Annotated in this window: 20 protein-coding genes; 17 read left to right on the plus strand and 3 right to left on the minus strand. The window is 41.6% G+C overall.

Annotation, left to right across the window (positions count from 1 at the left end):
* Positions 1–83: 83 nt before the first annotated feature.
* The 10 genes from CYJ57_RS01135 to CYJ57_RS01180 are packed head-to-tail and all read left to right on the plus strand — an operon-like array spanning position 84 to position 6,348.
* On the plus strand, positions 84–407 hold the full coding sequence (locus tag CYJ57_RS01135; RefSeq protein ID WP_101953735.1) for a YbaB/EbfC family nucleoid-associated protein: 324 nt from the start codon (positions 84–86) through the stop codon (positions 405–407).
* A 15-nt stretch (positions 408–422) separates the two neighbouring features.
* Positions 423–1,019 carry a recombination mediator RecR gene (recR, locus tag CYJ57_RS01140; protein ID WP_006701689.1) on the plus strand — a complete coding sequence of 199 codons (597 nt, stop codon included), beginning with the start codon at positions 423–425 and terminating at the stop codon, positions 1,017–1,019.
* 20 nt (positions 1,020–1,039) lie between these two features.
* Positions 1,040–1,675, plus strand: coding sequence for a dTMP kinase (gene tmk / locus CYJ57_RS01145; protein ID WP_006701690.1), 636 nt, complete (start codon positions 1,040–1,042; stop codon positions 1,673–1,675).
* 11 nt (positions 1,676–1,686) lie between these two features.
* Positions 1,687–2,016, plus strand: coding sequence for a cyclic-di-AMP receptor (locus CYJ57_RS01150; RefSeq protein WP_006701691.1), 330 nt, complete (start codon positions 1,687–1,689; stop codon positions 2,014–2,016).
* Positions 2,017–2,022: 6 nt separating this feature from the next.
* Positions 2,023–3,000 carry a hypothetical protein gene (locus CYJ57_RS01155; RefSeq protein ID WP_101953736.1) on the plus strand — a complete coding sequence of 326 codons (978 nt, stop codon included), beginning with the start codon at positions 2,023–2,025 and terminating at the stop codon, positions 2,998–3,000.
* 21 nt (positions 3,001–3,021) lie between these two features.
* Positions 3,022–3,381 carry an initiation control protein YabA gene (locus tag CYJ57_RS01160; RefSeq protein ID WP_101953737.1) on the plus strand — a complete coding sequence of 120 codons (360 nt, stop codon included), beginning with the start codon at positions 3,022–3,024 and terminating at the stop codon, positions 3,379–3,381.
* 26 nt (positions 3,382–3,407) lie between these two features.
* Positions 3,408–4,169, plus strand: a complete 762-nt coding sequence (locus CYJ57_RS01165; RefSeq protein ID WP_101953738.1) for a tRNA1(Val) (adenine(37)-N6)-methyltransferase — start codon at positions 3,408–3,410, stop codon at positions 4,167–4,169.
* Complete coding sequence (locus tag CYJ57_RS01170) at positions 4,162–4,482, plus strand: GIY-YIG nuclease family protein (protein ID WP_101953739.1); 321 nt, start codon at positions 4,162–4,164, stop codon at positions 4,480–4,482. The genes CYJ57_RS01165 and CYJ57_RS01170 overlap by 8 nt, the downstream gene beginning before the upstream one ends.
* On the plus strand, positions 4,483–5,352 hold the full coding sequence (gene rsmI / locus CYJ57_RS01175) for a 16S rRNA (cytidine(1402)-2'-O)-methyltransferase (protein WP_101953740.1): 870 nt from the start codon (positions 4,483–4,485) through the stop codon (positions 5,350–5,352).
* Between the two features lie 12 nt (positions 5,353–5,364).
* The gene (locus CYJ57_RS01180; RefSeq protein ID WP_101953741.1) at positions 5,365–6,348 is read left to right on the plus strand and encodes a YdcF family protein; all 984 of its coding nucleotides are present in this window, start codon (positions 5,365–5,367) and stop codon (positions 6,346–6,348) included.
* A 63-nt stretch (positions 6,349–6,411) separates the two neighbouring features.
* Here the strand turns inward: CYJ57_RS01180 and mscL are convergent, their stop codons facing one another.
* The 3 genes from mscL to pcp form a co-directional block, all read right to left on the minus strand.
* Positions 6,412–6,786, minus strand: a complete 375-nt coding sequence (gene mscL, locus CYJ57_RS01185) for a large conductance mechanosensitive channel protein MscL (RefSeq protein ID WP_006701698.1) — start codon at positions 6,784–6,786, stop codon at positions 6,412–6,414.
* A gap of 96 nt (positions 6,787–6,882) precedes the next feature.
* Entirely contained in the window at positions 6,883–8,004 is a 1,122-nt protein-coding gene (locus CYJ57_RS01190) for an NAD(P)/FAD-dependent oxidoreductase (RefSeq protein WP_101953742.1), read from the minus strand.
* A 70-nt stretch (positions 8,005–8,074) separates the two neighbouring features.
* On the minus strand, positions 8,075–8,716 hold the full coding sequence (gene pcp, locus CYJ57_RS01195; protein WP_101953743.1) for a pyroglutamyl-peptidase I: 642 nt from the start codon (positions 8,714–8,716) through the stop codon (positions 8,075–8,077).
* Between the two features lie 60 nt (positions 8,717–8,776).
* Here pcp and CYJ57_RS01200 point away from each other — a divergent pair, with 60 nt between their 5' ends.
* The 7 genes from CYJ57_RS01200 to CYJ57_RS01230 all read left to right on the plus strand — a co-directional run bounded on the left by CYJ57_RS01200 (position 8,777) and on the right by CYJ57_RS01230 (position 17,682).
* The gene (locus tag CYJ57_RS01200) at positions 8,777–9,661 is read left to right on the plus strand and encodes an NAD(P)H-hydrate dehydratase (protein WP_101953744.1); all 885 of its coding nucleotides are present in this window, start codon (positions 8,777–8,779) and stop codon (positions 9,659–9,661) included.
* 106 nt (positions 9,662–9,767) lie between these two features.
* The gene (gene secA, locus CYJ57_RS01205; RefSeq protein ID WP_101953745.1) at positions 9,768–12,170 is read left to right on the plus strand and encodes a preprotein translocase subunit SecA; all 2,403 of its coding nucleotides are present in this window, start codon (positions 9,768–9,770) and stop codon (positions 12,168–12,170) included.
* Positions 12,171–12,381: 211 nt separating this feature from the next.
* Positions 12,382–13,483 (plus strand): peptide chain release factor 2 gene (gene prfB, locus CYJ57_RS01210; RefSeq protein ID WP_244896563.1). Its coding sequence is split into 2 segments (ribosomal slippage): positions 12,382–12,453 and positions 12,455–13,483, totalling 1,101 coding nucleotides; the frame shifts between segments, so codons are not numbered across the junction.
* Between the two features lie 75 nt (positions 13,484–13,558).
* Entirely contained in the window at positions 13,559–14,233 is a 675-nt protein-coding gene (gene ftsE / locus CYJ57_RS01215; RefSeq protein WP_101953747.1) for a cell division ATP-binding protein FtsE, read from the plus strand.
* Positions 14,230–15,117, plus strand: a complete 888-nt coding sequence (gene ftsX / locus CYJ57_RS01220; RefSeq protein ID WP_244896564.1) for a permease-like cell division protein FtsX — start codon at positions 14,230–14,232, stop codon at positions 15,115–15,117. Before ftsE ends, ftsX begins: the two co-directional genes overlap by 4 nt.
* Before the next feature lie 121 nt (positions 15,118–15,238).
* Positions 15,239–15,976, plus strand: a complete 738-nt coding sequence (locus tag CYJ57_RS01225) for a response regulator transcription factor (RefSeq protein ID WP_101953748.1) — start codon at positions 15,239–15,241, stop codon at positions 15,974–15,976.
* Complete coding sequence (locus tag CYJ57_RS01230) at positions 15,973–17,682, plus strand: sensor histidine kinase (protein ID WP_101953749.1); 1,710 nt, start codon at positions 15,973–15,975, stop codon at positions 17,680–17,682. The genes CYJ57_RS01225 and CYJ57_RS01230 overlap by 4 nt, the downstream gene beginning before the upstream one ends.
* Positions 17,683–17,748: the final 66 nt, after the last annotated feature.

A 17,748-nucleotide genomic window follows, 5' to 3' on the forward strand; every position in this document is an offset into this window, starting at 1 on the left:
AGTGTTCGCTCGAGAGGCGATGCTATTTTAGGTGGAAATATGATATAATTAAAGCACAAAATAAGATGAAAAGGATGATGAAGATGGCGAAAATACCCAATATGGCTAATATGCAAGGCATGATGAAAAAAGTTCAACAAATGCAAAAAGATATGGAGAAAGAACAGAAAGCCATTCAATCTGAAATCTTTGAAGTAAGTTCTACCAATGACTTAGTGATTGTTAAAATGAATGGCAATCGTCAAATTGAGTCTCTCGAGTTGAAACCAGAATTGGTGGACCCTGACGATATCGAGATGTTGCAAGACTTGGTCATTGCAACAGTGAACGAAGCCATCCAAAAAGTAGAAGCAGAAACAGAATCAAGACTTGGTAAGTATACTCAAGGGTTGAACTTACCTTTCTAGGAAGTAGGTGAGACGATGCAGTATCCTGCGCCTATTGCAAAGTTAATTAATTCATTTACGAAGTTACCAGGAATCGGACCAAAATCAGCAGCCCGCCTCGCTTTTTACATCTTAGAGATGAAAGAAGCGGATGTGTTAGAGTTTTCTCGTAATTTAGTGAATGTTCGTCGTGAACTCACTTACTGTAGTGTTTGCGGCAATATTACAGATGTTGATCCGTGTTTAATTTGTTCAGACGAACAGCGCGACCCATCGACGATTTTAGTGGTAGAAGATGCGCGAGATGTGATGGCGATGGAACGACTACAAGAATATAACGGTCGTTATCATGTATTAGGTGGAGTATTATCGCCCATGGAAGGAATCGGGCCAGAAGACTTAAATATTCCGTCATTACTTCAGAGATTACAAAATGAAGAAGTGAAGGAAGTGATTGTAGCCACCAATGCGACTGCTGAGGGTGAAGCAACAGCGATGTACTTATCGCGTTTGATTAAACCTGCGGGTATTAAAATAACGCGACTGGCACATGGTTTATCGGTGGGTACGGACATTGAATACGCCGATGAAATGACGCTCTATCGGGCGATTGAGGGCCGACGAGAATTATAAACAATGAATGGAGCAAGAGAGTGATAGGTAAATTTATATCAATGGAAGGACCAGATGGTTCAGGAAAGACCAGTGTTTTGGCAAAATTAGCTGAAATGCTTGAGCAAACCCATCCAGAATGTGTTCTAACGCTCACACGTGAGCCGGGAGGAAGTCCGATTGCGGAGCAAATCCGAGAATTAATCTTAGATCCGCATAATACAGCGATGGATGCACGGACGGAAGCAATGCTCTACGCTGCCGGTCGCAGACAGCATATGGTTGAGAAAATCCTTCCAGCGCTTGAACGTGGCGAACTGGTTATTACGGATCGTTTTGTGGATAGTTCACTCGCGTATCAAGGCGTTGCTCGTCAACTGCCGATGGAAGAAATTTGGGCGATCAATCAATTTGCAATTGGGGACCATTTGCCAGATTTAACATTGTTAATCGATATTCCAGCTGAAGTTGGTTTAGAGCGAATCTATCGAGCACGAGGGACGCGACAATTTGACCGACTGGATCAAGAAGATTTATCGTTTCACCAACGAGTCCGTCAAGCTTATCTGGATCTAGCTCACGATAATCCGCGTTTTGTCTTAATTGATGGCGACCAACCGATTGAAAAAGTTGCCCAAACATGTTACCAAGCATTGATCAAAAATCAAATTATTTAGGAGGAATCACCATGAAATTAGTCATAGCTATTGTTCAAGACCAAGATGAATTAGATTTAGGAAATGCATTTCGCGAAGCAAAGATTCCAGCGACCAAGTTAAGTACGACCGGTGGCTTCCTGAAAAGCGGAAACACGACTTTCCTTTGTGGGGTTGAAGATGATCAAGTTGAAAAAGTACTTGATACGATTGAATATGTCTGCAAACGCCGCGATCAAGTTGTGACTTACCCATCAAATATGGATGTAAACTTAGAGCTAGCCAGCTCATTCCCAGTACGCGTTGAAGTAGGCGGCGGGATTGTGTTTGTCGTGCCAGTTGATCAATTCCACCGTATCTAGTCTTTTATGCAAGAACAAGCAATTACGCAATACTTATATCATTTAGTTGAGACCGGTCAATTAGCGCATGCTTATGCTTTGACCGGTTCCCATTATCCTTCAAAACAACAAGTCGTAGTTTCGTTAATTCAGGCGCTTGTTTGTACGAATAAAACGTCTCAGGGCGAACCGTGCCATCATTGTGACGCATGTTTGCGTGCTAAAAATGGTCAGATAGCCGATGTTTATACGCTGAAGCCCGCCGGAACAGTGATCAAAGTTGATCAAGTCCGTCAAATTAACGAATGGTTAGCAACAAAACCACTAGAAACATACTTTAAGTTGGTCGTCATAGAACAAGCGGAGACCTTGAATCTCAATGCAGCTAACGGCATGTTAAAACTTCTCGAAGAGCCAGATCCACATCGCTATTTACTCTTGATGGTCCCGGAAATGAGTGATTTACTCCCGACAATTCAATCGCGATTACAAGAACTCCCGATTCCTGTACCAACATCAGCACAACAAGTAGCAGATTGGCGAGCGCAAGGTGTCAGTGAATTTCATGGGCGTCTATGGAGCGCTTTACCGGATCAAGTGGCAGATTACTGGATGGCTGAATACGATGAAGCGGCGGTCGACCAATGGATCAAAGCCTTAGACCGTTTTTATCAATATTTATATACGGGAAACGATCAAGGAATTGTCTATATTCAAACCCGATTAAAAAAGCAGCTCGATTCACGGTGGTGTCGAGTGAGCTTGGACTATTTAATTGGTTTTAATTATCAAGTAATGAACGCTTTGACTGGAGCGGATGCACCGAGTTATTATGCGGTGGAACAATTAATTCAATCGAACGGAGCGAAGCTTCATCAAGTTCTTTGCTTGAATGATTTATTATTAGAGGCGATGGAACGGCTGGAAGCGAACGTATCTGCCCAATTAACTTTAGAGCGACTTGTATTGCGAGCAGAAGATGCACTGGCTAATCACAATGTGTAAGAGATTAAAGGAGGCGAATTGATGGAAAAAAAGACACCGAATGAATTATTACTTGAAGCTGAGCAGCAACTTGTTGCTTTGCAGCGAACATTCGCCCAACTAAACTTAGAAATAAAACAACTTGAAGAAGAAAATAATCGTCTGAGGATGAATAACGCTGAGCTCAAACAGCAAATTATTCCTGTTATTGAACAATCATTTAATGAACAGCCAGCCCAATCTGACACGTTAGAAGACCCAAAATCAGGGAAGGGCTATGAAAGTTTGCAGAACTTTTATCAAGATGGGATTCATGTGTGTCATGAATTTTTCGGATCTAGATTAGAGCCGGGGGAAGAATGTCTTTTTTGTGTGGAAGTGTTAAAACGATTAAAATCTTAAGCCATTCGTAAATTGAGGTGAAGTGATTGTCAAATTCAACTGAATCTATCCTGTTGAATCCAGGGGAACGTCTGGATTATTTTCTCGGCGGTGCGTTAAAAATGATTCAAAGCCAAGATTACTTTAGCTCATCCGTTGATGCGGTTTTATTGGCTCATTTTATGACAATTCCTCGCCGTTCAGATTTCCGATTGTTGGATTTTTGTAGTGGAAATGGCATTATTCCCTTATTGGTAAGCTATCGTACTCAAGCACCGATTGAAGCGATAGAAATTCAAGCAGAATTAGTCACAATGGCGCAACGCAATGCAAAAATTAATCAACGTGAGCACCAAATTACCTTCCACTATGGCGATTTAAAAGAGTTCACAGTAGAACATCATCTCCGTTTTGATGCGATCAGTTGCAATCCACCGTATTTTGTGGTGGATAAGACCGAGGCGTTGCACAGTAATCCGAGCGTGGCGATGGCGCGTCATGAAGTGACGATTACCCTTGAAGATTGGGTTAAGCAAGCGGGACGATTATTAAAGCACAAAGGACGCTTGTACATCGTTCATCGACCAGAACGACTTGATGATCTATTTGATACTTTACTTCGTTATCATTTTTCAGTACACCGAATTCAATTTATTCATCCGAAGCCCGATCGCAATGCGAATGGCGTTTTAATGGAGGCCATTTACCACGGGGGAAGAAATGGGGTTCGTGTGGAACCGCCAATGGTGGTTCACCAAACGAATGGCGATTATACTGAAGCGATGTTGGAGATTTATCAACATGGCTAATTATTATTTTTATGTGCTTTATTGTAAAGATGGAACACTTTATGCGGGGTTTACGACGGATTTGGAGCGTCGATTAGCAGCTCATAATAGCGGGCGCGGAGCCAAGTATACACGTGTTCGATCACGTCGTCCGGCGAAACTTATTTATAGTGAACAATGGTCGAGTAAATCCTTAGCGATGCAAGCAGAAGCCCGCTTTAAGCAACTGAGCCGCTCTCAAAAAGAAGCATACTTAAAGGAAGCTGGCTGTAACATCCAATATCAGGTGCAGCGAGTGCACCGCGATTGTCGATCGAGTGAGGAGGAGATTTAAGTGAAGATTCAATCGAGTTATCAAAGCTCCGGCGGTAAGCTCTATTTAGTGCCCACTCCGATTGGGAATCTCGATGATATGACTTATCGAGCCATTCAGGTGCTAAAGGAAGTCGATTTTATCTTAGCGGAGGATACGCGACACTCCATCCATCTGCTCAATCACTTTGAAATTCAGACGCCAATGCACAGTCACCATGCCCATTCTCATCAAGGTGAGATCGAGCGTTGGCTTGAACAGTTAGCGCAAGGACGCTCGATTGCTTTAATTAGTGATGCCGGGATGCCGCTTATTAATGATCCGGGGCACGAACTTGTTCAAGCAGCTATCGATCGAGATTATGCGGTAATTGCGTTGCCAGGCGCGACCGCGGCTTTAACGGCATTAGTTGCATCGGGGATGATGCACGAACATTTCACCTACTACGGTTTTGTCCCACGCAAAGCGAGCGAACGAGAAATTCTCTGGCAGCAAATTGCTCAACGTCAAGAGACAGCACTACTTTATGAATCACCTTACCGGATTAAATCGGTCGTTCGATCTATCGTTCAGACCTTGGGAGATTCGGTAGCGATTGTGATAGCCCGAGAATTGACCAAACGTTACGAGACGTATTTGCGCGGTGCAGCAGGAGAAATATTGGCTTATCTTGAGGCAACACCAATTAAAGGTGAAATTGTACTATTGATTGATGGTAGTACGGCTGTTCAGCCAACAGTTGATGCCATGGAAGAGCTGAGTTTGAAAGATTATGTCCATCATTTAATGGAAGAAGAAGGGTTGACCGCTAAGCAAAGTATTAAAGAAGTTGCTAAACGTAGAGATGTTCGTAAGCAAGAAGTTTATGCAGCTTATCACGAAATAACCTAAGGTGAGCGCAATATGTTTTTATATGTTGGAATATTATTATTAGCGATTGCATTGTACGGCGCTTTGCGAAAGTCGAGTTGGCTCTTTAGCAAAGGGTATTTGATGTTTGCTTTGATTTGTTTTTGGCTCGAAGCGACGTTGTGGTTCAGTCGACACGAGGTGCCCGTCTATAATCGAATTATGACGGTCCTTTATGCGGTGACGTCACTCTGTTTACCCCTATTTATTATTGCATTGAACTGGGTGATGATTTCACGCCGTCATAGTTATTTAATCAAATCGAAAACACGGACGTATTTATCCCTCTTTTTTGCAAGCTCGATTATCGTGTCAGTTATTTTATCGTTAGGTTTATTAGTAGGGAATCAGCCAAGTCTCGTGATGCGATTTATCCAAATTTACTTTTGGATTGGGTATTATTATCTCTGTACCTTTATAATGTATCTGCTTTTCAATTTGTTATTATACTGGCGAAGATGGCCGAACTCAGCAGATGTATTGATGGTACTAGGTAGCAAATTAAATCCCGATACAACCTTATCTTCGATCTTGATCAATCGACTGGACCTGGCGCTCGATTTGTATCAACACTATCCTGAAGCTCAGATTATTGTGACGGGAGGTTGTCATCAAGGACAGTCAGTCAGCGAAGGAGAGCGGATGGCACAGTACTTGATACAACGAGACGTTCCTGAGGAACAAATTACGATTGAGAGTCAGGCCCAACATACTTACGATAATATTGTGAATACCCAGTCCTTGATAGACATACCAAATAAACAAGTTGTCGGTGTGACAAGTTGGTATCATTTGATGCGCGCATCCTACTTAGCATGTCGTGAACAATTGGATGCTGAATGGGTCGGCGCGATGGAGATGGGGCGCTGGCCAGTGTATGCGATGGTTAGAGAATTTGTCGGATTTTTATCGCTACATAGTGAGTTGAACTTATTGCTGATGACCTTGATGATTATTTATCAATTATTTTCAAATTAAAAGACTGAGTGATCATTTAACGCATAATGCGAGAAACGATCACTCAGTCTTTTTTAATGTAAATTATTTTTTGCGTAATTCTACTAAAATATCTTGCAATAATTCGGCCTCTGAAGGTCCAGCCGGAGTTTCGTCTGGAGTAACAATTTTCTTGCCTTGGACACGTTCTAAAGCTTTTAATGTTAAGTATAAGAAGAAAGCAATTAGAATAAAGTTAATTACAGCTTGAATAAAGTTACCAATTCCGATCGAAGTGTTGCCGATTGTAAATGCTAATTGGCTAACATCTGCGGCTCCGGTTAAAGAGACAATGAGTGGCATAAAAATATCATCAACTAACGAATTAACAATCGCTGTGAATGAAGCCCCCATAATAATACCTGTAGCCATTGTGATGATATTATCATTCGCAATGAATTTCTTAAACTCTTTCCACATATGTATAATCTTCCTTTCAATCTATAGAACTTTAACTTAATTATGACAGAGGCTAGATGAAATATCAATTGTTATGGTAAGTGTAAACTCATATTTCTACTGAGGTTGAATATATTTTTCAATAGGATAGTCTGTTTCATTAATCTCCCATTGATGGTGTAATACTCGTTGGCTCCATTGATAGCCGATATAAGGACCGCTCGTTAAGCCAGAAGAGCCAAGACCGCTCACAGCCCAAACGTTCGCAAGTTGTGGAACTTGGCCGAGTAGTACAGAGTAATCTGAAGTTTGTCCACGTGTTCCAATACGAATTTCACGAGCTTCATCAAGATGGAGTGCGTGTCCCTTAATCCACTGATTCGCTTCATCAAGTAAATCTTGCAGTGGTTCGTAATCCGGTTCTAAATCAAAGCCCGCTTCGTTCTCGTGAGTCGCCCCGATAATTAATTCTCCGTTGTTGAATGGAATAATATCGCCTTGGCCAAAAGGCATCACCACCGGCCAATGTTGATTACACCAAGCGCCCGATTGGTACACGAGGAGTTGGCCTTTTTGAGGATGAATATCAACTTGGTATCCTAAAGGTTCTAAAAGTTCGGGTAGCCATGCTCCGACGCTTAATAAGAGTTGATCAAATTGAAATAAAGTATCACCGGTGTCTACTTGAATTTGGCCATCCGTTGACTTTAAGCGAACGCGTTGATTGTGTAGAGTCCCGCCATAATGTTCAATGGCTTGACGTAATATTGCAATCAACCTTTCGCCGTGAACCCGTCCACCGCCACTGACCCAAGTTGCTGGAAATTCTGAATTAACCAATGGGAAGTATGGAGAAATTTCTTCGGAAGTTAAGGACTTAATTTCACCAATACTTGGTGAATCAGTAATTTTTTCACGGTATTGATCGACATCTTGTTGAATGCGTCGTTCAGTTTTTCGAATTAAGAGGGCGCCGTCCACTTGATAGATTTCATCCGCAGGATAACCATCTTCAATCAAATCATGGGTCAATTGATGATAAAACTCAGCCCCTCTGCGAACGAGCTGATACCAAGCCTGATTTCGTCGTAATGAAAACCACGGACAAATAATGCCAGCTGCAGCTTTCGTTGCTTGTCCGGTATCATCATCAAATAAGTGTACTTTAACCCCATTGCGAGCAAGGTAATAAGCGGCTGTCGCTCCGACAATACCCCCACCAACAATTCCTACTTCCATATAAGAACCTCCTTAATTTGTTATAGAAACATTTGTTTAAATCAATAGCTATGTATCTCGGCTTAAACGTTTAAGCGATTGTGCCACCGACAAGATTCAGATCGGTCTGATAATGGACGATGGTATTTAAGGCAATGACTAAACCGTGAGTAATATCATCGAGTGCCATTGAAGGTTGATTCGATTTTTGGACGACTTGTTCGGGAATATACGGAACATGAATAAATCCGCCACGAGCTTCGGGGTACGATTGTGCAAGAATATCTAAGATACCATACATCAAATGGTTACAGACAAAGGTTCCGGCAGAATTTGAGACCGAAGCAGGGATGCCTGCGGCACGAAGTTGGTGTACAATAGCTTTAATCGGTAACGTTGAGAAATAAGCTGCTGGACCGTCCTTTCGAATGGGTTGATCGATGGGTTGTTGCCCGAGGTTATCTTTAATTAGTGCATCGTCCAGGTTAATCGCTACTCGTTCAGGGGTGATTCCATATCGTCCACCTGCTTGACCTATAGCAACCACAATATCCGGTTGTTCAGCTTGAATCACAGCTTCAACCCGTCCAATGGCTTGGTTGAAAGCAGTAGGGACTTCCAGTTTGATTAAGTCTGCTTTTACCAATGTTGGCTCGAGTTGGCGAATGGCTTCTAAGGCGGGGTTCACTTTCTCTTGATTAAAAGGTTCAAATGCGGTTATTAATATTTTCATTGATGCTTTCTCCAATCACAAATAATATCGAATGATCCATTATTTCCATCATACTTTACTATGACTATAGAAACAATCTTTAGAAAGGAATATGAGATGCAATCTATCACAGAACAGTTTGTTCGCCAATATTTTCCCAAGCGAAACCAGAAAAGTCACAAAGGCATGTATGGTAACGTCTTATGCATTGGCGGCAATGAATCAATGGGCGGTGCGATTATATTAGCGTCAGGCGCAGCGCTTTATAGTGGAGCTGGAACAGTGACTTGTGCGACAGACGCAGTCAACCGAACAGCACTTCACGCGCGCTATCCCGAAGTGATGTGGCTTGATTGGCAGGAAATCTGCTCAGGTGATTTGAGTCGCTACCAAGTAATCTTAATCGGGCCGGGCATGGGACAAAGTGATTTTGCGAAACAGTTGTTTGAAACAGTGCTACAGACTGTTACACGGTCACAATGCTTAATTATTGATGCGGATGGTTTGAATTTATTAGCTGATCATTTACCTTTACGATTGGCCTGTCAAGCTAAACAAATCATCTTGACGCCTCATCGCATCGAGTGGCAACGGATCAGTGGGATCGGACCTGAACAAGAAGCCATTCAAGTGCATCAAAGAGCGGTTCAATCTCTAAATGCTACCGTCGTCTTAAAAGGTGCGCCGACCCAAGTCTACCTAGGTGAACAAGTATGGCAAAATACAACTGGAAATCCAGGACAATCCGTTGGTGGAATGGGCGATACTTTAGCAGGGATGGTTGCCGGAATGTTAGCCCAAAATTCATCGGAACCATGGAGCATTCTCAATGCAGTGTATCTTCATAGTTATATTGCTGATCAGTTGGCAAAGAATCAATATATTTGCCTACCAAGTCGAATCATTGAGGCGATTCCAGAAACAATGAGGCATTTTTCACAATATTCAAAGGGATTCAATGATTAATGATTTATTTTTGACGGCGCTCGTGTTACAATAAAATGGTGTATCTATGCCAAAATGATAGGTTATAATATATATGAAGGACTACTTGCACAAAGGAGATTATTAAATGGCAAATTTTCTTAAAAATTTAATTGAAAATGATAAAGGAGAACTTCGCCGTACAAGTAAAATGGCGGACCAAGTTATCGCTCTAGAACCGCGTTTCGCACAAATGAGCGATGAAGAATTACGCGGTATGACAGCCGAATTTAGAGAGCGTTTAGCTAAAGGTGAAACACTCGACGATATTTTAGTTGAAGCTTTTGCAGTAACTCGTGAAGCTGCGCGTCGTGTGCTAGGATTATTCCCTTACAAGGTACAAATTCAAGGTGGGATTATTTTACACGAAGGAAATATTGCTGAGATGAAGACCGGGGAAGGAAAAACCTTAACCGAAACCATGCCTGTTTACTTAAACGCGCTTGATGGCAAAGGAGTTCACGTTGTTACCGTAAACGAGTACTTAGCAACACGTGACTCGGCAGAGATGGGGGAAGTTTACCGTTTCTTAGGTTTAACCGTAGGACTTAACTTAAACTCCATGAATGCGAATGAAAAACGCGAAGCATACTTATGCGATATTACGTATAGTACAAATAATGAGTTAGGATTCGACTACTTACGTGACAACATGGTTGTTTATGAGAACCAAATGGTTCAACGCCCATTGCACTATGCGATTGTTGACGAGGTAGACTCCATCTTAATTGACGAAGCTCGTACACCATTAATTATTTCGGGTCAATCCGGAAAATCAACGGCACTTTATACGCGTGCAGACTATTTTGTGAAAGGTCTAAAAGAAGACGAGGACTATACGATTGATATTACGTCAAAATCTATTGCCTTAACGGATACGGGCGTGGATAAGGCAGAGCGTGTGTTCCGATTAGAAAACTTATACGATGTGGATAATACTGCACTTGTACACCATATCGACCAAGCACTCCGTGCCAACTACATTATGTTATTAGATATTGATTATGTCGTCGATGAAGGCGAAGTAAAAATCGTCGATCCATTTACCGGACGGATTATGGACGGACGTCGCTATTCTGATGGATTACACCAAGCAATTGAGGCTAAAGAAGCGGTTGAGATTCAAGATGAATCGAAGACTATGGCGACAATTACCTTCCAAAACTACTTCCGTATGTACGATAAACTAGCTGGAATGACCGGGACTGCAAAGACGGAAGAAGAAGAATTCCGTGAAATATATAATATGAATGTCGTTCAAATTCCGACAAACCGTCCAATTGCCCGTAAAGACTATTCAGATTTACTATATCCGAACTTGAGATCGAAGTTCTCAGCGGTTGTAAAAGATATTAAAGAACGCCACGAAAAGGGCCAACCAATCTTAGTCGGGACCGTAGCAGTTGAAACGTCCGAACATTTATCTCACTTACTTGATCAAGCGGGTGTACCACACGAAGTGTTAAACGCGAAAAACCACTTCAAAGAAGCGGAAATTATATTACAAGCAGGGCAACGTGGTGCCGTAACCATCGCGACGAACATGGCTGGACGTGGAACGGACATTAAATTAGGTAGCGGTGTGAAAGAACTCGGAGGTCTTTGTGTTATTGGGACTGAGCGTCACGAAAGTCGTCGGATTGATGACCAGTTACGTGGACGTTCAGGACGTCAAGGGGACCCAGGTGAGTCACAATTCTACTTATCTCTTGAAGATGACTTAATGCGACGTTTTGGATCAGAAAGAATTCAAGGCTTATGGGAACGTCTCAATGACGGTGAACATGAGGATGAAGACTTAGCGATTCAAAGTGGTATGCTCAGTCGTCAAGTAGAATCTGCTCAAAAACGAGTTGAAGGAAATAACTATGACACACGTAAAAACGTTCTAGAATATGACGAAGTGATGCGGGAGCAACGTGAAGTTATTTACGGACAACGTCAACAAATTATTCAAGGCGATGAACCATTAACGCCATATATTAAAGCGATGATTCGCCGAACAATCGAACGTCAAGTTGCTTATGCAACAGAAGGTGAACGTAAAGATTGGCAACTTGAATCCCTATTAGAATTTGCCCAAAATGCGATTGTGAGCCCAGATTCAATCTCGCTAGCAGATCTGCAAAACAAAGACCGTCAACAATTAATAAATTATTTAATGGGACGTGCAGATGCGGTATACCAATCTAAGATGGAACAACTCAATACACCGGAACAACTGGCTGAATTTGAAAAAGTCGTTGTCTTACGAGTTGTTGATGCCAAATGGACGGATCATATCGATATGATGGATCACTTACGTCAAGGTGTCGGATTACGTGCTTATGCGCAAACTAACCCATTAACTGAATATCAAATGGAAGGGTACGAACGCTTCGAAGATATGGTATCTGCTATTGAGTATGATGTAACGAGATTTATTATGAAAGCTCAAGTTCGTCAAAACGTTGAGCGTGAGCAAATTAATCGTCCGGTTAATACGAATTAATCGGTAACTCAAAATATTAAAAGATAAAATGATAAATTCATAAATCAATCGATGCTGTAGAGGTAGCTCATTAGGGTTTGCAAAATCTTAACGGCGCCAAGCTTAGGAAGTGAGATTACCACTCAACTTGCTTGGCCTCTGAATTCAGCATCGATTTTTAATCACCAATGTAGCGAGGTAATGACTGAAAAAGCGAATGGAGGAGAATAGGATGGAACTCTATGAGATTGAAAATCTTTTTTCAGATTTAGGCGAACGTCTAGTGGACTTTAGGAGGTCCCTTTGACTTAGTTGCAATTAGAGAAGCGATCGACCACTATGAAGCAGAGATGTTGGAGCCGACTTTCTGGGATGACAATGAGCATGCTCAACAGGTGACACAACAACTTAATCATGAAAAAGAACGTCTTTCACAAATTGAAGGTTTGATCGATCAGTATTCCGAAGTGGAATGCGGGTTGGAGCTATATCGTGAGACGCAAGATCAAGAGTTATATCAAGAAGTTGAAACAATGATTCATACACTCTCTCAACAAGTTGAGCGTTTTGAGACAGCGCGCTTGTTATCAGGAGAATATGATAGTAATGATGCAATCCTTGAGATCCATCCGGGAGCCGGGGGAACAGAATCCCAAGACTGGGGAGAGATGTTGCTTCGTATGTACACTCGGTATTGCCATTCGCATGATTTAACGGTGAACGTCATTGATTATCAAGGTGGCGATGAAGCTGGCTTGAAAAGTGTGACACTAGAAGTTAAAGGTTACAATGCGTTTGGTTTATTGAAATCTGAAAAAGGCGTCCATCGCTTGATACGGATTTCGCCGTTTGACTCCAATAGTCGCCGTCATACGTCCTTTGCGTCGGTCGAAGTGACACCGATTATTGAACACTCGATAGAACTTGAGATTATGCCAGACGATTTGCGGATTGACACCTACCGGGCGAGTGGAGCGGGTGGACAACATATTAATAAGACGGATTCAGCCGTCCGGATTACGCACTTACCAACAGGGATTGTTACCCAAAGTCAGTCTGAACGGTCGCAAATTCAAAACCGTGAACAAGCATTGAGCCTCTTAAAAGCAAAACTTTACCAACGTCAGTTGGATGAACAAGCGGAACAACTTGCAGAAATTAAAGGGGAGCAAAAGGACAATGCCTGGGGATCGCAAATCCGCTCCTATGTCTTCCACCCTTATTCGATGGTGAAAGACCATCGGACTTCCTATGAGATAGGAAATGCTGATAAAGTCATGGATGGAGAAATCGATGATTTTGTCGAAGCTTATTTGAAATGGTCTGTTGAATAATTGGTATCGAAATGAAATCAATTTGTGATACAACCTCGTTATACTAGAGACTTCAGCGAGAAAGGAAGTTGAATTATGATTCTCATCGAAAATGTAACCAAACGCTACGATAATGGTGTTGTAGCGCTAGATCATATTAATTTAAGAATCGAACAAGGAGAATTTGTCTATTTAACGGGAAAAAGTGGTTCTGGCAAATCGACTTTGATGAAATTATTATACTTTAAAGAACTACCACAGACTGGGAAAGTAACCGTTGGAACCTTTAAGTTACACCGTTTGCGCCGTCGACGAGTGGCTGAATTGCGCCGTAGCTTAGGAATCGTCTTCCAAGATTATAAGATTTTACCGCGCTTGACGGTCTTCGAGAATATTGCTTATGCTATGGAAGCCACCGGGGCAAGTCGCAAAGCCATTCAAAAACGAGTCGAAGAAGTGATGCAATGGGTAGATATTGCGGTTTTACGCGATCAATATCCCGATCAATTATCGGGCGGTGAATTACAACGCGTTGCGATTGCCCGAGCAATTGTGAATCAACCTAGAATACTCTTAGCTGATGAACCGACCGGGAACTTAGATGTGGCGCACAGTCAAGAAATTGTCCGTCTCTTGGAACGCATTAATCAGACTGGAACGACCGTCTTGATGGCGACACATAACTTGAACTTAGTGGAACAGTTCCCACATCGAGTTGTATCACTCGAGCATGGTCGGATTGTTAAGGATACGCAAGGAGGGGTGAAATGATGATTTTCTTACGTAATTTTACCCGCCATATTCGTGACGGTTTTCGCAATCTATTTCGTAACGGCTGGATGACAGTGGCCTCATTAATTGTGATGATTCTAACGCTGTTTACGTTGGGAAGTTTGATGTTTATTATGAGCAACGTCGATAATATTACGAACGATATTGAAGCAGGCGTTAATATCCGAGTACATATCGATCTGACTGCTACGGAGGAACAGATTGATGAATTAGGAGAAGCTATCAAGCAAATCCCAGATGTAGAACAAGTGACTTACCGTTCAAAAGAAGATGAGCTGGATGAATTGGTTGAGTCGATTGAAGAATTCAAGTTAGTATTCGGCGATAATAATCCGCTCTATAATGTTTTCTTAGTAAGTGTCCGTGATAATTCGCAAATCGAGCCGATTGCCGATGAAATTAAGCAACTTCCGTATGCTAAAGAGGTGAATTATGGTGAAATTGACACTGAAAATCTCTTGCAAGTCTTAAATTATATTCGCATCGGGATGGCCTTTGCTTCGGCGGTCCTTGTTGTCATTGCCTTAGTGGTTATCTCGAATACAATTCGAATTACTATTGAAGCACGTCAAACTGAAATTGAAATTATGCAATTGGTCGGCGCACATCGCCGGTATGTTCGAGCACCTTTCATCTATGAAGGAGCCTTTATCGGATTATTTGGGGGAGCAGTCGCATCGGGGTGTGTATACTTAGCTTACCAAGCACTCCATAATGTGGCGATTGAATATAATGACTTAAGATTGTTACAATTAACGCCAATGTGGCCTTTAATGAGCTATATTATTATCGTGCTTCTAATCTCTGGTATCTTGCTCGGTATATTAGGGGCAAGACGCTCGGTAGGCCGACTGATTGAATAAGAGAGAAAGTAGACCTTTTGGGGTCTACTTTTTTCACTGTAAGAGATAAAATAGGGATGTAAATTGTTGTTTAAGGCGTCATTTGCTATATTAAATGTAATATGAAATAAAGGAGAGCACGATGAAACAGATACTTGTAGTAGACGATGAGTCAGCAATCTTAACACTGATTGAATACAATTTAAAACAAGCCGGATTTCAAGTAACTCTGGCTTCTGACGGACGAGAAGCTTATCAAAAGATTCATAAAGAAACATTTGACTTGATTGTGTTGGATGTTATGTTACCAGGTATGGATGGGGTTGAATTGTGTCGAACCGTTCGTAAAGAAGGTGTTGAAACACCGATTATTTTATTGACGGCTAAAAGTGAAGAGTATGATAAAGTCATCGGGCTTGAATTAGGAGCGGACGATTATGTGACCAAACCATTCAGTCCACGAGAATTAATTGCGCGAATTAAAGCCATTCTCCGTCGCTCCGATACAACCCGGAAACACAAGGAAACAGCGATGAATGATTCTAATAATGACACAGAGAATTCAGAAGATAATATTATTCAAGCTGGAGATATTACGATTTACGAAGATCGCTATGAAGTTCAAGTTCGTTCAGATTGGGTTGAATTAACCCCTAAAGAGTTTGAATTACTTGTTTATTTAGCGAAGCGTCAAGGTAGAATATTAAGTCGCGAGCAATTATTAAGTAATATTTGGCAGTTTGATTATGCCGGGGAATCTCGTATTGTCGATGTTCATATAAGTCATTTACGTGAAAAAATCGAACGCAACTCAAAAAAGCCGGAATATATTAAGACGGTTAGGGGATTTGGCTATAAATTTGAGGTGCCTAGCGTATGAGCCAGTCCGTAACATTCCCAGTACGTAGAAAAATTCGTTTAGTTTATGGTATGTTGCTACTGCTTATTATCCTAATTGCTTTAGGCTTTAATGATCAATCGTATCGTTGGATGAATCACTATTTCTTCGAACAAACTAAAAATGAAGGTGAACGTATCGAACAATTAAACCTTCCAATGGAGCAAGCTTTGGAAAGTGACCTTGCAAAAGAACTTCCGGTATATAAGCGAATTCAGCGCGGTGTGCAATTACTAAATGGAACAACTTATGGTGAAATCCCATCTGAACGGTATCAGGATCAGGATGAAGCGATTAAGCGAGATCGGGACGGCGTTTTAATACGTGTTCCGTTCAATTTACCACAAGCGCAAGGGTATTATTATCAATTTTATCCGAACTATGTATTAAAAAACCAGTTTCAAAAAGAATATTGGTTGCGCTATGGAATGATAGGGCTTATAGGGTTAGGCTTGGTGTTACTCTTTATGGTTTATCGTTATCTAATCGTTCAGTGGATACAAAGTTTAGTTGTCCGTCTTCAAAATACGATGGAAGAAGATGGAGATTATCAGTATCAACCGGTTGGCTATCCTGCAATGGACCGATTGGATCAGTCTATCCATCAGCTAGTTCATAGGAAGCATGAAGAAGTATCTGAACTACACTCGAAGTTAAATCAGCTCCAACTTTTAATTAATCATCTCAATCTCGGAGTCATCCAATTGGATCCATCGGGGAAAGTTGTGTTGATGAACCCCTTTGCAGCGCGATTATTAGCGATTGATACGCCTTTATTGCATCAACATTATCAAGTTTTAATTAAGAGTCGTACTTTAGTTGAAATGATCCAACAAACTAAGCAACATGAAGTGACATTGCATCGGGAAATTGAATTGTACGTTCCAACTTTTAAACAGATTGATGTAACGATTTTGCCGGACCGCTTGAAAAAGGGAGATCGCCCGATGATGTTAGTCCTTTTATACGATATTACAGCTGTCCGTCAGCTAGAAACTGTCCAATCTGAATTTGTAACCAATGCTTCGCATGAATTACGGACACCGATTACGGCGATAAAAGGATTTACTGAGACGTTGTTAAGTGGTGCGTTGCAAGATGAAGCAGCGGCTTATCAATTTGTAGAAATTATTGATCGAGAAGCGAATCGTTTAGAGTTAATTGCCAATGATATTTTAAGCTTAGCGCAAGCCGAACGCGGCGAAGAGTTAGCACAAGAAACTTTTGATTTAGCAGAGTCTATTTCGATGATTGTGGGGAATTTCCAGCCAATCGCTGAGGCCAAAGCGATTCAAATAGCTTCAAAAGTTGATTCATCAATTACTATAACAAGTCACCGACCATGGGTAGAACAAATCTTGATCAACTTAATTGATAATGCCATCAAGTACTCTGAAGAAAATGGTCAAGTAGCAGTCAACTGTCGACGGGAAGCTGAGACGGTTGTAATCAGTATAAAAGATACGGGTTATGGAATTGCCCCCGAGGAGCAAGAACGTATCTTTGAACGATTCTACCGAGTAGATAAAGCTCGCAGCCGTCATTCAGGAGGAACCGGCTTAGGGTTATCAATTGTGCGTCATATGGTGACGAGCTTGTCCGGCGAAATTTGGGTCGACAGTCAGTTGGGGAAAGGGGCAACCTTTTTTGTTCGATTACCCATCAACGATAGATCCACTCACATCTAAGAGTCAGACCGATTCGTAATATATTCGAGGCAAACTTTACCAGATATTTACATAAAATTTACAATT

The sequence above is a fragment of the Falseniella ignava genome (genome assembly GCF_002847645.1).
GTDB classification, from domain to species: Bacteria; Bacillota; Bacilli; order Lactobacillales; family Aerococcaceae; genus Falseniella; species Falseniella ignava.

Coding starts and splice junctions, on each gene's coding strand:
- pcp (WP_101953743.1), bottom strand. CDS start 8,716: ATGAAAATATTAATAACCGCATTTGAACCTTTTAATCAAGAGAAAGTG.
- CYJ57_RS01160 (WP_101953737.1), top strand. CDS start 3,022: ATGGAAAAAAAGACACCGAATGAATTATTACTTGAAGCTGAGCAGCAA.
- CYJ57_RS01135 (WP_101953735.1), top strand. CDS start 84: ATGGCGAAAATACCCAATATGGCTAATATGCAAGGCATGATGAAAAAA.
- CYJ57_RS01150 (WP_006701691.1), top strand. CDS start 1,687: ATGAAATTAGTCATAGCTATTGTTCAAGACCAAGATGAATTAGATTTA.
- CYJ57_RS01170 (WP_101953739.1), top strand. CDS start 4,162: ATGGCTAATTATTATTTTTATGTGCTTTATTGTAAAGATGGAACACTT.
- mscL (WP_006701698.1), bottom strand. CDS start 6,786: ATGTGGAAAGAGTTTAAGAAATTCATTGCGAATGATAATATCATCACA.
- ftsE (WP_101953747.1), top strand. CDS start 13,559: ATGATTCTCATCGAAAATGTAACCAAACGCTACGATAATGGTGTTGTA.
- CYJ57_RS01180 (WP_101953741.1), top strand. CDS start 5,365: ATGTTTTTATATGTTGGAATATTATTATTAGCGATTGCATTGTACGGC.
- CYJ57_RS01200 (WP_101953744.1), top strand. CDS start 8,777: ATGACTATAGAAACAATCTTTAGAAAGGAATATGAGATGCAATCTATC.
- CYJ57_RS01230 (WP_101953749.1), top strand. CDS start 15,973: ATGAGCCAGTCCGTAACATTCCCAGTACGTAGAAAAATTCGTTTAGTT.
- recR (WP_006701689.1), top strand. CDS start 423: ATGCAGTATCCTGCGCCTATTGCAAAGTTAATTAATTCATTTACGAAG.
- CYJ57_RS01155 (WP_101953736.1), top strand. CDS start 2,023: ATGCAAGAACAAGCAATTACGCAATACTTATATCATTTAGTTGAGACC.
- CYJ57_RS01225 (WP_101953748.1), top strand. CDS start 15,239: ATGAAACAGATACTTGTAGTAGACGATGAGTCAGCAATCTTAACACTG.
- ftsX (WP_244896564.1), top strand. CDS start 14,230: ATGATGATTTTCTTACGTAATTTTACCCGCCATATTCGTGACGGTTTT.
- secA (WP_101953745.1), top strand. CDS start 9,768: ATGGCAAATTTTCTTAAAAATTTAATTGAAAATGATAAAGGAGAACTT.
- CYJ57_RS01190 (WP_101953742.1), bottom strand. CDS start 8,004: ATGGAAGTAGGAATTGTTGGTGGGGGTATTGTCGGAGCGACAGCCGCT.